This is a genomic window from Crossiella sp. NPDC003009 (genome assembly GCF_053591555.1).
This window is the reverse complement of record NZ_JBSFUA010000005.1, coordinates 95,394-108,875: the sequence shown is the minus strand read 5'-3', so window position 1 is coordinate 108,875 and position 13,482 is coordinate 95,394. Positions and strand designations below refer to the sequence as shown.

Annotated in this window: 15 protein-coding genes; 8 read left to right on the top strand and 7 right to left on the bottom strand. The window is 72.6% G+C overall.

The genetic code is table 11. From position 1 onward, the window contains the following. Positions 1–28: 28 nt before the first annotated feature. On the bottom strand, positions 29–880 hold the full coding sequence (locus ACWDY5_RS08120; RefSeq protein ID WP_449721547.1) for a peptidylprolyl isomerase: 852 nt from the start codon (positions 878–880) through the stop codon (positions 29–31). Between the two features lie 180 nt (positions 881–1,060). Here ACWDY5_RS08120 and ACWDY5_RS08115 point away from each other — a divergent pair, with 180 nt between their 5' ends. Genes ACWDY5_RS08115 through ACWDY5_RS08105 form a run of 3 tightly spaced genes read left to right on the top strand, consistent with a single transcriptional unit; the run spans position 1,061 to position 3,673 of the window. After that, positions 1,061–1,762, top strand: a complete 702-nt coding sequence (locus tag ACWDY5_RS08115; RefSeq protein WP_449721546.1) for an MBL fold metallo-hydrolase — start codon at positions 1,061–1,063, stop codon at positions 1,760–1,762. A gap of 10 nt (positions 1,763–1,772) precedes the next feature. Further along, positions 1,773–3,041, top strand: coding sequence for a histidine--tRNA ligase (gene hisS / locus ACWDY5_RS08110; RefSeq protein ID WP_449721545.1), 1,269 nt, complete (start codon positions 1,773–1,775; stop codon positions 3,039–3,041). Continuing rightward, complete coding sequence (locus tag ACWDY5_RS08105; protein ID WP_449721544.1) at positions 3,038–3,673, top strand: hypothetical protein; 636 nt, start codon at positions 3,038–3,040, stop codon at positions 3,671–3,673. Before hisS ends, ACWDY5_RS08105 begins: the two co-directional genes overlap by 4 nt. Positions 3,674–4,343: 670 nt before the next feature. Here ACWDY5_RS08105 and ACWDY5_RS08100 read toward each other — a convergent pair. Continuing rightward, positions 4,344–4,958 (bottom strand): TetR/AcrR family transcriptional regulator, encoded by a 615-nt coding sequence (locus tag ACWDY5_RS08100; RefSeq protein WP_449721543.1) that lies wholly within the window; start codon positions 4,956–4,958, stop codon positions 4,344–4,346. A 127-nt stretch (positions 4,959–5,085) separates the two neighbouring features. Here ACWDY5_RS08100 and ACWDY5_RS08095 point away from each other — a divergent pair, with 127 nt between their 5' ends. Continuing rightward, a complete protein-coding gene (locus ACWDY5_RS08095; RefSeq protein WP_252482779.1) occupies positions 5,086–5,391 on the top strand; it encodes an iron-sulfur cluster biosynthesis protein in 306 nt (101 codons plus the stop codon). A gap of 101 nt (positions 5,392–5,492) precedes the next feature. Here ACWDY5_RS08095 and ACWDY5_RS08090 read toward each other — a convergent pair whose 3' ends face one another. From ACWDY5_RS08090 to ACWDY5_RS08080, 3 genes are all read right to left on the bottom strand, one after another. After that, the gene (locus ACWDY5_RS08090; RefSeq protein WP_283660155.1) at positions 5,493–5,876 is read right to left on the bottom strand and encodes an ATP-binding protein; all 384 of its coding nucleotides are present in this window, start codon (positions 5,874–5,876) and stop codon (positions 5,493–5,495) included. Positions 5,877–6,165: 289 nt separating this feature from the next. Further along, positions 6,166–6,789, bottom strand: coding sequence for an alpha-ketoglutarate-dependent dioxygenase AlkB (locus tag ACWDY5_RS08085; RefSeq protein WP_449721542.1), 624 nt, complete (start codon positions 6,787–6,789; stop codon positions 6,166–6,168). A 33-nt stretch (positions 6,790–6,822) separates the two neighbouring features. Next, the gene (locus ACWDY5_RS08080) at positions 6,823–8,376 is read right to left on the bottom strand and encodes an MFS transporter (RefSeq protein WP_449721541.1); all 1,554 of its coding nucleotides are present in this window, start codon (positions 8,374–8,376) and stop codon (positions 6,823–6,825) included. A gap of 144 nt (positions 8,377–8,520) precedes the next feature. On the opposite strand from ACWDY5_RS08080, the gene ACWDY5_RS08075 reads away from it, so the two are divergent. Beyond that, positions 8,521–9,132 (top strand): TIGR03086 family metal-binding protein, encoded by a 612-nt coding sequence (locus ACWDY5_RS08075; RefSeq protein WP_449721540.1) that lies wholly within the window; start codon positions 8,521–8,523, stop codon positions 9,130–9,132. On the opposite strand, the gene ACWDY5_RS08070 is transcribed toward ACWDY5_RS08075, so the two are convergent. Continuing rightward, positions 9,129–9,491: a winged helix-turn-helix transcriptional regulator gene (locus tag ACWDY5_RS08070; protein WP_449721708.1), complete on the bottom strand. Its 363-nt coding sequence runs from the start codon at positions 9,489–9,491 to the stop codon at positions 9,129–9,131. The two genes, ACWDY5_RS08075 and ACWDY5_RS08070, sit on opposite strands and share 4 nt — an antisense overlap. 128 nt (positions 9,492–9,619) lie before the next feature. Between ACWDY5_RS08070 and ACWDY5_RS08065 the strand changes: the two genes are divergently transcribed. Further along, positions 9,620–10,474, top strand: coding sequence for an SDR family oxidoreductase (locus ACWDY5_RS08065; RefSeq protein ID WP_449721539.1), 855 nt, complete (start codon positions 9,620–9,622; stop codon positions 10,472–10,474). Between the two features lie 16 nt (positions 10,475–10,490). On the opposite strand, the gene ACWDY5_RS08060 is transcribed toward ACWDY5_RS08065, so the two are convergent. Continuing rightward, entirely contained in the window at positions 10,491–11,462 is a 972-nt protein-coding gene (locus ACWDY5_RS08060; RefSeq protein ID WP_449721538.1) for an aldo/keto reductase, read from the bottom strand. Between the two features lie 75 nt (positions 11,463–11,537). On the opposite strand from ACWDY5_RS08060, the gene ACWDY5_RS08055 reads away from it, so the two are divergent. Continuing rightward, positions 11,538–12,323: a helix-turn-helix domain-containing protein gene (locus tag ACWDY5_RS08055; protein WP_449721537.1), complete on the top strand. Its 786-nt coding sequence runs from the start codon at positions 11,538–11,540 to the stop codon at positions 12,321–12,323. Beyond that, positions 12,320–13,255, top strand: a complete 936-nt coding sequence (locus ACWDY5_RS08050) for a PLP-dependent cysteine synthase family protein (RefSeq protein ID WP_449721536.1) — start codon at positions 12,320–12,322, stop codon at positions 13,253–13,255. The genes ACWDY5_RS08055 and ACWDY5_RS08050 overlap by 4 nt, the downstream gene beginning before the upstream one ends. Positions 13,256–13,482: the final 227 nt, after the last annotated feature.

Here is a 13,482-nt window from a genome sequence, read left to right as displayed (position 1 = left end):
GCCGGGCGTTCTCGATGTCGCGAGGGGATCAGCCCTTCAGCGTCGCCGTCTCGATCTTGGTCTCGAGCTTGGGCTTGCCGTCACCGGGCGGGGCGCCGGGCTCGCCGGCTTCAGCGCCGGCGGCGGCGATCTTGTCCAGGACCTTCATGCCCTCTTCGCTCACCGAGCCGAAGACCGTGTACTCCGGCGGCAGCTGGGAGTCGCCGGTGACCATGAAGAACTGGCTGCCGCCGCTGTCCGGGGCCTGCGTCTTGGCCATCGCCAGGGTGCCGCGCGGGTAGACGCTGACGCCTTCCTTGGGACCGGCCTTCAGGTCCTTCGGCTTCTCGTCCTTGATCGTGTAGCCGGGGCCGCCCTGGCCGGTGCCCTTCGGGTCGCCGCACTGCAGCACCTTCAGGCCCTCGCCGGTGGTCAGGCGGTGGCAGGTGGTGTTGTCGTAGTACTTCTTGGCGATCAGGTGGGTGAAGCTCTGCACCGTGCACGGAGCCTTGGCCCGGTCCAGGGTCAGCGGGATGACACCCTGGCTGGTCTTGAAGTCCGCCTGCACCGTGCCCTTGTCCGGGGTCGGGTTCACATCCGGCGGGAGACCGGCCTCCTTCGCCGCGGGCTCGGCCGGAGTCTCGGTGTACTTGCACGGACCCTCGGACTGCTTGCCCGGCGGGGGCGGCGGCGTGGTCGAGGTGTCCGAGGGGTTCGCCGCGGCGTCGGTGCTGCTCTCCGAGGTCGCCAACCAGTAGACGCCGCCAACGACAGCCAGTACGGCGACGACGGTCACCGTCACGCCGATCACGCGACGGCGCTTGGCGCGCGCCGCCCGGCGTTCCAGCTGCCGTTCCAGCTTGCGCTTGGCAGCTTGGCGCCGCTGCTCGTTGCTCGGCACGTGGATCCTCCCCTGGGGGTCGACCTGTTGGTGTGGTGGTGGCGCGCGGAGTCTAGATCGGATCGTGTAAGGCCAGTGTGGCGGTACCCGTCGTCCGTTGGTTCGACCCGCGAAAACCGGCTCGGGGCGCTCGCTAGGCTAAGGGGACAATCCAGTCGCAGTCGACCAGGAGGTTCCTCCGTGTTCGTCGCCGGGTTCCCCGCCGGCCCCCTCGCCGCCAACTGTTACCTGTTGGCCGCCGACGAGGGCGAGGCCTGCGTCATCGTGGACCCCGGGCAGGACGCCGAGGAGCTGATCGAGCAGGCCCTGCGCCAGTACCGGCTCACCCCGGTCGCCGTGCTGCTCACCCACGGCCACCTCGACCACGTCTTCTCCGTCACCCCGGTCTGCGACGGCCACGACGTGCCCGCCTGGATCCACCCGGATGACCGCGCGCTGCTCAGCGACCCGGCCCGCGGGTTCGGCGTGGACGCCGCCGACTTCTTCGGCGGCAAGCTGGCGCTGCGCGAGCCGAAGGAGATCCGCGAGCTCGGCGACGGCCAGCAGCTGGAGATCGCCGGGCTGAGCTTCACCGTCGACCACACCCCCGGCCATACCGGCGGGTCGGTGTGCTTCCGCACCGGCGCGGAGGAGGGCGGACGGCTGCTGCTCTCCGGCGACACCCTCTTCGCCGGTTCCATCGGACGCACCGACCTGCCGGGCGGCGACTCCGGCAAGATCATGGAGTCGTTGCGCGCCAAGGTGTTGCCGCTTCCCGACGACACCGTGGTGCTGCCCGGCCACGGCAGCCCGACCACCATCGGCCGCGAGCGCGCAGGCAACCCGTTCCTGACGGGGCTGACCGGCGGCGGCGCACCGGCCTTCCCGACCCGAGGACTGTGACGCACTACCGATGAGCACCTTCGCCGCTCCCAAGGGCATTCCCGAGTACTACCCGCCGGCCTCGGCGGCCTTCCTGCACGTCCGCGACACCCTGACCGAGCAGGCCCGGCGCGCCGGCTACGGCTACATCGAGCTGCCGCTGTTCGAGGACACCACGCTGTTCGCCCGCGGCGTCGGCGAGTCCACCGACGTGGTCAGCAAGGAGATGTACACCTTCGCCGACCGCGGCGGCCGTTCGGTCACGCTGCGGCCGGAGGGCACCGCGGGCGTGATCCGGTCGGTGATCGAACACGGCATGGACCGCGGTCAGCTGCCGGTGAAGCTGTACTACGCGGGCGCGTTCTTCCGCTACGAGCGCCCGCAGGCCGGGCGGTACCGGCAGCTGCAGCAGGTCGGCATCGAGGCCATCGGCATCGACGACCCGGCCATCGACGCCGAGATCATCTCGGTGGCCGACGCCGGGTTCCGCGCGCTCGGCCTGACCGGTTTCCGGCTGGAGATCACCTCTCTCGGTGACAACACCTGCCGCCCCGCCTACCGGGAGAAGCTCCAGGCGTTCCTGGCCAAGCTGCCCCTGGACGAGGCCACCCGCGCCCGCGCCGAGCTGAACCCGCTGCGCGTGCTCGACGACAAGCGCCCCGAGGTGCGCGAGCTGCTCGCCGACGCGCCGCTCATGGTCGACCACCTCTCCCCGGAGTGCCGCGAGCACTACGAGCGGACCAAGGGCCACCTCGGCGACCTGGGCGTGAAGTTCGTGGAGAACCCGCGCATGGTGCGCGGCCTGGACTACTACACCAAGACCACCTTCGAGTTCGTGCACGACGGGCTCGGCGCGCAGTCCGGCATCGGCGGCGGCGGCCGCTACGACGGCCTGATGGCCCAGCTCGGCGGGCAGCCGCTCTCCGGCATCGGCTTCGGGCTCGGCGTGGACCGCGCGGTGCTGGCCTGCCAGGCCGAGGGACTGGCGGTCGGCGACGCGGCCCGCTGCGAGGTCTTCGGCGTGCCACTGGGCGAGGAAGCCCGCTCGCGGCTGGTGGCCGTCGGCGGCGCGCTGCGCGCGGCCGGCGTGCGCACCGACCTCGCCTACGGCGGCCGGGGCGTCAAGGGCGCGATGAAGGCCGCTGACAAGTCCGGCGCCCGGTTCGCGCTGGTGCTCGGCGACCGCGACCTGGCCGAGGGCATCGCCCAGCTCAAGGACCTGGCCAGCGGCGACCAGCGGCCGGTGCCGCTGGAGGACGTGGTGGCCGAGGTCCGCGCGGCACTGGCGCGGCCGGAGTGACTCCCGGCGAACGGATCCCGCTGAACCTGCTGGACTCGGCGCTGCTGCGCAAACGGGCAGGCGCGGTGGCCATCGGCGCGGTGCTGCTGGGCGGCGCCCTCGGCGGCCTGTTCGGGCTCTTCGGCGGCGCGGTGGTCGGTTTGGTCGCGGCGGCGATCGTCGCGCTGCCGCTGGTGCTGCTCGCGGTCACCGAGGCCCGGCGCAAGGTGTGGCTGCAGGACGGGGTGGTGTCGGTCCGCGCGATCGGCACCCGCCGCGTCGACCTGCGCGCCGCCGGCCGGCTGGAACTGCTGGTCACCGACGTCCGCGGCGCCCGCACAGTAGGCCTGCTCGTCTCCGGCCCGCCAAAGAACCAAACCCTCAACCTCGCCCTGGCCACCTACGCCGGCGTCGGCGGCCGCGAACTGGGCATCCTGGCCCTGCGCCGCCTCGCCGACGTCCTGGCCACAGCAGGCGAGGCCCACGCCCTGGTCTACTCCGAACTGCTGGTGGCCCAGCTCCGCTCCGAGGCCCGAGGCGACGCCGCCCCAGACCGCCCCCTGTACCGCCTGGCCAGCCTCGCCCCCCAGGGCAGAATGGCCCAACGACTCCGCCCCGACGCGGTAGCCAAGTTCGTCACCAGCCTCGGCTGAGACGGCAGTTCGACGCGCACGACGGACCGGGTGAGACGCGGCCCAGCCCGAAGATCAAGACAGAAAGCAACCTTTTCGGCTTGAAAAGCGTTCCGCAGAGGAAGCGGAGGCGCGGGCGGGGCAGCGGAGGCCGCGGGAAAGCGACGAGCGGGTGCGCACGCGGCATGCAGCAGCCCGCGCGGGACGTAGCGGTCGGCGCGGGCTGCAGCGGCCCACGTGGGATGTAGCGGCTCGGGCGGCATGCAGCGGCCCGCGCGGGACGTAGCGGACCGGGCGGCATGCAGTGGACCGGGCGGCGTGCAGCGGCCCACGCGGGATGGACTGGTCCGCGCCTGGACGGACCGGCCCCGCGCTGGCTCGGGCCTGGATGGACCGAGCCGCGCTGGACGGGCCCGATCCGCGTCGGCTTGGGCCGCGTGGGTTCAGTCGAGCTGGGCTTGGTCTGGCTGGGGTCGGCCCGGCTGGGCTGGGGCGGTGTGGGCTCGATCGGCGTCGGTGTGGGCTCGATCGGCGTGGGCTCCGCGTGGGCTCGGCGTGAGTTTGGCCGGCGTCGGCTCGGTTGGTGTCGGCTCGGGCGGCGTGGCGCAGTTGGGGGAGCGCAGTCGGGGCGTGCTCCGGCGGCGTCCGCTCGGCTCGTTGCGATTGGGCTCGCTCTGAGCCAGCCGCCGGTTCAGTCCGCGTCGACGACCGGCTCCGGCGCAGACCACAAGCCGACCAGCAGTCGCCACAACTCCGGCGGCACCTGCGGCTCCGGCGGCACCTGCGGTCGCGCGGGGTCCAGCCGGGTCGTCAGCCACCCGTTCGCCGCCCGGACCACCGCGGCCGTGGCGGCCCGCATCAGCTCTGGGTCCACGTCCGGTTGCACGAGTCCCAGTGAGCGGCCGTCGGCGAGCATCGCGTCCAGCCATTTCTCCAGTCGGCGGTCCGCTTCGACCGTGATCGTCGCCACGGCTACCGCCAGGTCCGCCGGGGTGGCCTGCAGGTGGGCGAGCAGGCGGGTGGCGCCCGCTCGCAGTTCTCGCCAGAAGTCGGCGCGGGTCAGCGTGCCCGGCCAGATGCCGAGGGTGTCTGCCAGGCGTTCGCGTGCGTCGGCGACCACTGCCGTCAGCAGGTCGTCCCGGCCGTCGAAGTACTGGTAGGCGCTGGTCTTGGAGATTCCCGCGGCGGCGATGATCTTGTTGTAGGAGGCGGCGCCCAGGCCGTCGGTGGCGAAATGCGCTCGGGCGACATCCAGGATGTGTCGACGGCGCTCGGTGGGTAACCGGAAGTAGCGCGGCAAGGGCATGAACCAATAGTGCGCACTAGCGGGGTGTACCGCAAGTACACCCCGAAGGTTGGCGCTGCGCGGCGCAAGGACCGCGACTAGCGTGGCCCACTTCGACAGCCGTGCCGACTACGGAGGGAACCCACCGATGCTCGCTCTCACGCCCACGGCCATCGAGGTCGTTCGCACCATCATGGCCGCCGATGGCGTGCCCGACGGCTCTGGCCTGCGCTTCTCCGCCTCCGGTGTGGATCACCCCGGTGAACTGCAGATGACCATCGCCCCCGCGCCGGAACAGGACGACCAGGTGCTGGTCGGCGAGGGCGCCCATGTCTTCCTGGACCCGCAGGCCGCCGAGTTCCTGGACGACAAGATCCTGGACGCGGAGGTCGACGAGCAGGGACAGCTGTCGTTCGCGCTGGGCGAGCAGGCCGCGCCGCCGGTGAGCAACTAGCGACCCAACCGGTCACGCGGGACGAAGGAGATCACCATCGCGGACCGGCGGGGCTTGGCCGAGGCAGGCCACCCGCTGGTCCGGTCCTCGCCGTGCCTGGTCTAGTCGGTCAGCTCCGCCCAGACGATCTTGCCCTGGCCGGTCGGCTGGTGGCCCCAGCGGACCGAGAGCGCCTCGACCAGTTGCAGGCCGCGCCGACGCACCGAGTCCACCGGGCCCCGGTGCAACCGAGGCGGCGTCGGGCTGCCGTCGCTGACCCGGATCAGCACCCCGCCCGTCCTGGGCAGCAACTCGAGGCGCAGCGGGCCCTGGGCGTGGTCGACCACGTTGGCCACCAGCTCGTTGGCGACCAGCATCGCGTCCTCGACCACCGTGCCCGTCACACCCCAGCCGGCCAACGTCGCCCGCACCAGCAGCCGCGCCTGACGGCACGCCGCCGCTGAGACCTCCAGGGCGGTGCTGCTCTCCGCAGGCCGGGCGTTCATCTCGGCGGTCCTATCTCCAGGCCGTCCTCGCCCTGGGTCATCGAGAAATGTACCCATAACCGGCGGCTGACGTCCCGTCGCGCTGGAGTGATCGACGCGATGGGTCGCTGGATGGGGGAGGTCGCGGGTGGCCGGGCTTGGTGGGCGAGGTGAACGGCTGGTGTTGGTGGTGGGTGTGCGTGTTGGCGTTCGGTGTTGTGTGAAGGTGAGGCGGGGGCAGCGCTGGCCGGGGCGCGGGAGGGGTGGTTGTGGGGCGCGACTTGGTGGGCGGATGGTTGCGGGGCGTGGGCTAGCGGACGCCGCGGGGGCGGAACTGGATGCTGATCCTGGGGCCTACCGGTTTGCTGGTCTTGGGGATGGCGTGCTCCCAGGTTCGCTGGCAGGAGCCGCCCATGACGATCAGGTCGCCGTGGCCCAGCGAGCGGCGGATCGTCTCGCCGCCGCCTCGGGGCCGGAGTAAGAGCGGGCGGGGTGTGCCGACGGAGAGGATGGCGACCATGGTGTCCTCGGTGGCGCCCCGGCCCAGGGTGTCGCCGTGCCAGGCGACGCTGTCCTGGCCGTCGCGGTAGAAGCACAGGCCCGCGGTGCGGAAGGGTTCGCCGAGCTCGGCGGCGTAGTGCTGGTTGAGGGCGTCGCGGGCGGCGGTGAGCACTGGGCTGGGCAGGGCGGCGGACTCCGGGTAGAAGCAGAGCAGGCGGGGGACGTCGACGACACGGTCGTACATCTGGCGGCGTTCGGCCTGCCACGGCACCTCGCGGGCCAGGTGCTCGAACAGCTCGTCGGCGCCGGTCAGCCAGGCGGGCAGGACGTCGATCCAGGCACCGTGCGCGAGGTGGGTGCGCTGGGCCTGGGGCAAGGGGGCCAGGCCGGGTTCGGCCTGGTCGAAGAGGGAGGCTTGCAGGGCTGGGGTCATGGCTCGAGATTAGCCCGCGATCGAACACCTGTTCTATATTCTTTGCGGGCAATCTTCCATCGTGTGACCCTGGTTCGCTGAATCAGGTGGGGTGGTGTTGCGAAGTGTGAGAGCGGCCAGGGCTGCCAGCAGGGCGAACCCGAGGGCGCTGAGTCCCGCCATCGTGGTGACGGCGGTGGTGAAGGCGTCTTTGGCTGCGGAGAGTAAGGGGGCGGCCTCGGGGAGGCGGCCGGCGGCGGCCAGGGCGCTCGCGATGCCCTCGCGGGCGGTCTCGGCGGCCTGGGCCGGGAGTCCGGCAGGCAGGGTGAGGGCGTCGCGGTAGACCGCGGTCACCACACTGCCCACCAGCGCCACGCCCAGCGCGATCCCCAGCTCGCCGCTGGTCTCCGACAGCGCGGCCGCCGATCCGGCCCGCTCGGCGGGCGCCGCGCCGACGATCAGCTCGGTGCCCAGCGCGGCGGCCAGCCCGAGTCCGATCAGCGAGACCACCAGCCCCGGCAGCAGCACCGACAGCGAAGCCGACCCGTCCAGCCCGGTCAGCCCCAGGTACGCCACCGCGCCCACGCCCAGCCCACTGGCGATCACCAGTCCCGGCCGGACCCGCCGCGCGATCACCGGTGCGGTCATCGACCCGAGCACCATCGCCGTCGCGGGCAGCACCAGCCACAACCCGGCCTGCAAGGGCGTCAGCCCGACCACGGTCTGCAGGTAGAGCGTGAAGAACAGGTAGCTGCCGCCCTGGATCACGCCGAATCCCAGCCACACCACCAGCGCCGAGGAGAAGGTCCGGTTGGCGAACAACCGCAGGTCCAGCACCGGATCGGGCAGTCGCCGCTGCCGCCGCGCGAACGCCACCCCGAAGACGAGCCCGGCCACGATCGCCAGCGCCGGGACCGGCGCGAGACCGTTCTTGGCCAGCTCCTTCAGCCCGTACACCACCGGCAGGATCGCGGCCAGCGACAGCCCCACACTGACCAGGTCGATCCGCCCGGCGTCCGGCTTGCGGTACTCCGGCAGCAGCAGCGGCCCGGTCACCAGCAGCACCAGCATCACCGGCACGCCCAGCAGGAAGGCCGACCCCCACCAGAACCGCTCCAGCAGCACCCCGCCGATGATCGGCCCGAGCGCGGAGCCGCCCATGAAACAGCTCATCCACACCGAGATCGCCACCCCGCGCTGCCGGGCGTCGGTGAACATGGTGGTCAGCAGCGCCAGTGTGGAGGGCATCAGGGTCGCCCCGGCGATGCCCAGCACGCCCCTGGTGACGATCAGCATCTCCGGGCTGGTGGACAGCGCCGCCAGCACCGAGGCCGCGCCGAAGGCGGCCCCGCCGATCAGCAGCAGCCTGCGCCGCCCGATCCGGTCGCCCAGGGTCCCCATGGTCACCAGGAACCCGGCGATCATGAACCCGTAGCTGTCCATGATCCACAGCTGCTGGGTGCCGTCCGCGCCGAGATCGCGGCTGAGCTGCGGCAACGCCAGGTAGAGCACGCTCATGTCCAGGGCAAGCAGCAGGGTGGGCAGAGCTAGCACGGCCAGCCCGAGCCATTCCCGTCGGCCGGCCCGGCTGGGCGAGGTGGTGGTCATCGTGAGGCCTTCCCGTGTGCGGATCTCACCCGTTGTGACCCGCCTCGGACGGAAAACTCATCGGTGGCCGATGACTCCCGGCCGGTTTCCGGGTCTGTACTGACAAGCGCCGCGACCGTGGCGCGGACAGGAGGCCGGGCCGCGATGACCGGGACAGGTGGGGGAGCGCTGCTGGGCGGGGTCGAGCTGCTGGCGCGCTCGGTCCGGTACGCCATGGGCGGCCTGGACCTGGTGACCCCGGCGACGTTGACCTGGCCGACCCCGTGCCGGGACTGGGACGTGCGAGCGCTGCTGCGGCACCTGGAGGACTCGATGGCCGCGCTGGCCGAGGCCGCCGACCTCGGCCAGGTCGCGCTGACCCCGGCCCGCCGCGAGGAACCCGCCGCCGACCTCCTGGACAGCGTCCGGGTGCACGCCGCCCGGCTGGTGCGCAGCTGGCGGCGCGCGGAGGGCCCCGACCTGGTCGCGGTGGCCGGCTGCCCGATCACCGCGACGCTGGTGGTCACCACCGGCGCGGTGGAGGTCGCTGTGCACGGCTGGGACCTGGCCATGGCCTGCGACGGCGACCTGCCGCTGCCGGAGTCCCTGGCCAGGGACCTGCTGGAGCTGGCGCCGCTGTTCGTCAGCCAGGCCGACCGGCCGCACCGGTTCGGCCCGGTGGTCAGCGAGGGCCCGGACGCGGGTGCGGCGGAGCTCCTGCTCGCCTTCCTCGGTCGCGACCCGGCCTGGCGCGGCCGGTCCCGGTGGAGTGCCTAGGAGGCCTTGGCCCGGTCGAACTCCGCGCGCGCGGTCAGCACCTCGGCCATGTGCTCGCGAGCCCATCGGTCCAGGTAGGCCACGGTGTCGGCGAGGCTGTGCCCGAGCGGGGTGAGCGCGTACTCCACTCTGGGCGGCACCTCGGCGTAGGCGGTGCGGGTGAGCATGCCGTCGCGCACCAGGCTGCGCAGCGTCTGGGACAGCACCTTCTGCGAGATGCCGCTGACCACCTCGCCGATCTGGGTGAAGCGCCTCGGCCCAGCGCACAGCGACAGCACGATCAGCACCGTCCACTGGTCGCCGATGCGGTCGAGCAGTTGCCGGGCCGGGCAGTCCCGGTCGGTCGGATCAAAATCCAGCACGTCGACTCCTTTGGTTCCCTTGAGATAGTAACTGACTTCAAAGTCATTACTAACTTTGGGGAAGTATTGGGATCGGCGGCCGGTTGGAGGGGGTGGAAGAGCACCCCACTGCCAAGGAGACAGCAATGACGATCGTGGTGACCGGCGCTACCGGACAGCTCGGCAGGCTCGTGGTCAAGCACCTGCTGACCAAGGTCCCGGCCGAGCAGGTGGTCGGCAGCGTCCGTACCCCGGCCAAGGGCGCCGACCTGGGCATCCAACTGCGCGAGGGCGACTTCGACCGCCCGGAGACCCTGGTCGCGGCCTTCGCCGGCGCGGACAAGCTGCTGATCATCTCCACCGACGGGGACAGCGCGGCCGAGCGGGTCCGCCAGCACGCCAACGCGATCGAGGCCGCCAAGGCCGCCGGCGTGAAGCACATCCACTACACCTCGCTGACCTCGGCGGACACCGCCACCATCGTGCTGGCCCAGACCCACGGGCCCACCGAGGAGCTGATCAAGGCCAGCGGCATCCCGTACACGATCCTGCGCAACAACTGGTACTTCGAGAACGACCTGGGCACCATCGCGGGCGCGCTGGCCACCGGTGTGCTGGCCACCTCCAGCAAGGGCGGGCGCTTCGCCCCGGCCGCGCGCGAGGACTTCGCGCGGGCCGCGGCAGCGGTGCTGACCACCGACGGCCACCAGAACACGACCTATGAGCTGGGCGGCCCGGAGTCCTACAGCTACGCCGACTTCGCCAAGCTGGTCGCGGAAGCCTCCGGCAAGGACATCGCCTACGCGGAGGTCACCCCGGAGGAGGCCAGGGCCGGGATGCTCGGCGCCGGACTGCCCGCGGGCCTGGTGGAGCTGATCGTGGACTTCTACCGCGCGCTGGGCCAGGGCGAGCTGGACGTGCCGCGCGGGGACCTGGAGAAGCTGATCGGGCAGCCCGCGGTGTCGCTGCGCGAGTTCGTCGCGGACGCGGTGCGCGGTTAGCGGGCTGCCCGGCTGATCAGCGGCCGTCGACCCTGGTCGCGGTGTCGCCGAAGCAGAACGGGGCCGGTTCGCACTGGGCGATGAACTCACCGGGGAAGCCCAGCTCGAACGGCGCGGCCGCGGTCAGCCGGTCCAGCGCGTCCTGGGGGAGCACCAGGTCCAGGGCCGCCAGGTTCTCGGTGAGCTGCTCCACCCGGCTCACCCCGACCAGCGGCAGCACCGCCTTCGACCGGCTGCGCAGCCAGGCCAGGGCCACCTGCGCCGGCCGCGCCCCGGCCTCCTCGGCGACGGCGCGGACGGCCTCGGCGGCGGCGAGTTCGCGCGGGGTGAGCGTGGCCGGGTCGACCCGGGAGGAGCCCGCGGTGGCGGCCAGCTTGCCGGAGGCCAGCGGCGCCCACGCGGTCACGCTCAGCCCGAGCGCCTCGGCCATCGGCAGCAGCTCGCGCTCGATGTCGCGCTGCAGCAGGTTGTAGGGCACCTGCAGACCGGCGAAGGGCGTCCAGTCCCGCCACTGGGCCAGGGTGTTCGCCCTGGCCACCACCCAGGCAGGCGCGTCGGAGACGCCCACGTAGCGGATCTTGCCCGCGCGCACCTGGTCGTCGAGGGCGCGCATGGTCTCCTCGACCGGGGTGTGCCGGTCCCACAGGTGCACCCAGTACAGGTCGAGGTAGTCGGTGTGCAGCCGCCGCAGGCTCTGCTCCAGGGAGGCGACCAGGTTCTTGCGGTGGTTGCCGGAGGCGTTCGGGTCGGCGTGGTCGCGGGAGAGGGTGTACTTGGTGCCGAGCACGAACCGGTCGCGCCGGCGCAGGACCTCGCCGAGCAGGGACTCGCCGTCGCCGTAGGCCGAGGCGGTGTCCAGCACGTTGCCGCCCGCCTCGGCGTAGGCGTCGATGATGCGGCGCGCCGCCGCGGGGTCGTCGAAGACCATGGTGCCCAGCAGGAGCTCGGAGACGCGCAGGCCGGTGTGGCCGAAAAGTCGGTACCGCATGCCCCGAATCCTGCTGTCCGGGGCCTGTGGATGGGAGACCCTGCCAGGGCCCCTTTCCGCGTAGGGTCGATGCCCATGGACAACGTGCTGGGCGGGTTCCTGCGGGCCCGCCGGGAGTCGGTCACCCCGGCCGATGCCGGGCTGCCGGCCGGCCCGCGCCGCCGCACGCCCGGACTGCGCCGCGGCGAGCTGGCCGAGCTGGCCGGGATCAGCGTGGAGTACCTGACCCGCCTGGAACGCGGCCGCGACCGGCACCCCTCCGGCCAGGTTCTCGGCGCCCTGGCCGACGCGCTGCGCTTCACCCCGGACGAGCGGGTGCACCTGTACCGGCTGATCAAGGCGGGCACCGGCACGGCCTGCGCGCTGGCCGCCGAGCCGCTGGAGTTACGGCCCACCGTGCTCGCCCTGCTCGACCGCCTCGAGCCCGCGCCCGCGCTCATCCTCACCCCGCACGGCGAGGTGCTCGCGGCCACCAAGGGGTTCCGGCGGCTGGCGGACCCGACCGGCCTGCTGGCGGAGGATCCGCCCAACCTCACCCGGTTCGTCTTCACCGCCCCGCGCGCCCGCGAGCTGTTCCCGGACTGGGCGCAGGTGGCCGACGAGCACGCCGCACAACTGCGCACCGCGGCGGACCTGGGCGACTACGGGGCGGCGCTGCTGGCTGAGGAGCTGTCCATCATGCTCGGCGCCGGGTTCAGCCGCAGGTTCGCCGCCGCGGCGGTGCTGCCCGCGGCCACCGGGGTCCAGCGGTGGGCGCATCCGGTGGCGGGTCCGCTGACCATGCCGTACGAGAGCCTGCCGCTGCCGGGGACACCGGAGTGCCGCCTGCTGGTCTACCTCACCGAGGAGGCGCCGGTGTGACCGCCGATCCGCTCGCGCGGCTGGAAGCCAGCCGCGCCAACGAGAAACCCACGCCGCTGTGGCGGTATCCGTTGCCGGACAACGAGGTTGAGCTGTTCGTCAAGGACGAGTCGCGGCGACCCAGCGGCAGCCTCAAACACGGCCTCGCCCGCGACCTGCTCCGGCACGCCCTGCGGCACGGCCGGATCCGCCCTGGCCGGCCGATCGTCGAGGCCACCAGCGGGAACCTGGCCGTCTCGCTCGCCTACTTCGCCCGGTGGCTGGGCATCCCGTTCACCGCCGTGGTGCCCGCCCGCACGAGTCAGGCCAAACTGGCCCGGATCCAGCGGCACGGTGGCGCCTGCCACCTGACCGACCCGCCGCTGGCGGTGTACGAACGCGCCCAGCGGTTGGCGGAGGAGTCCGGCGGCCACCACCTGGACCACCTCAACACCCTGGCCGCTGCCGTCGACGAAGGCGCGGAGCGCAACCTGGCCGCCGAGATCCTGGACGGCCTCGCCGCGGCCAACCGGCCCCCGCCGGCCTGGATCGTGGCCGGGGTCGGCACCGGCGCGACCTCCCGCGCGATCGGCAGGCACCTGCGCCGCACCGGCGCGCCCACTCGCCTGGCCGTGGTCGACCCGGAGAACTCAGCCTACTTCCCCGGCTGGGCCACCGACTGCGCCGACTACGCCACCGGCATGCCCTCCAAGATCGACGGTATCGGCCGCCCCCGGATCGAGCCCCCGTTCGACGGCGAGGTGGTGGACCTGGTCATCCCGGTCCCGGACCCCGCCAGCGCCGCCGCCGCGCGCGAGCTCCACCAGAGCACCGGCCGTCCGGCGGGCGCCAGCACCGGCGCCTGCCTGCACGGGGCCCGGCACCTGGCCGGCCGGATGCGGGAGCGCGGCGAGCCCGGATCCGTGGTGCTGCTGATGGCGGACGGGTGGTGATCACCGTGCGACCTCGCTGACCGCCCGCACGATGACCTCCGGCCGCCGCCGAGGAACCAGGCGCGTGGCGGAATCCGGCGCGTGGCTTCGCGGTCACGCCCTGGAACGCCTTTGTGTCCTTTGTGGACTGTGTGGAGCGGCCGACGGCGATCCCGCCGAACCCGCCGTCCCGTTCCTGGCTCGTGCCGCCGCGGTTGCGTTCGAATCGAACATATGTTCGACTCATC

Coding starts and splice junctions, on each gene's coding strand:
- ACWDY5_RS08075 (WP_449721540.1), top strand. CDS start 8,521: ATGACCGGGACAGGTGGGGGAGCGCTGCTGGGCGGGGTCGAGCTGCTG.
- ACWDY5_RS08095 (WP_252482779.1), top strand. CDS start 5,086: ATGCTCGCTCTCACGCCCACGGCCATCGAGGTCGTTCGCACCATCATG.
- ACWDY5_RS08080 (WP_449721541.1), bottom strand. CDS start 8,376: ATGACCACCACCTCGCCCAGCCGGGCCGGCCGACGGGAATGGCTCGGG.
- ACWDY5_RS08090 (WP_283660155.1), bottom strand. CDS start 5,876: ATGAACGCCCGGCCTGCGGAGAGCAGCACCGCCCTGGAGGTCTCAGCG.
- ACWDY5_RS08060 (WP_449721538.1), bottom strand. CDS start 11,462: ATGCGGTACCGACTTTTCGGCCACACCGGCCTGCGCGTCTCCGAGCTC.
- ACWDY5_RS08055 (WP_449721537.1), top strand. CDS start 11,538: ATGGACAACGTGCTGGGCGGGTTCCTGCGGGCCCGCCGGGAGTCGGTC.
- ACWDY5_RS08085 (WP_449721542.1), bottom strand. CDS start 6,789: ATGACCCCAGCCCTGCAAGCCTCCCTCTTCGACCAGGCCGAACCCGGC.
- ACWDY5_RS08100 (WP_449721543.1), bottom strand. CDS start 4,958: ATGCCCTTGCCGCGCTACTTCCGGTTACCCACCGAGCGCCGTCGACAC.
- hisS (WP_449721545.1), top strand. CDS start 1,773: ATGAGCACCTTCGCCGCTCCCAAGGGCATTCCCGAGTACTACCCGCCG.
- ACWDY5_RS08065 (WP_449721539.1), top strand. CDS start 9,620: ATGACGATCGTGGTGACCGGCGCTACCGGACAGCTCGGCAGGCTCGTG.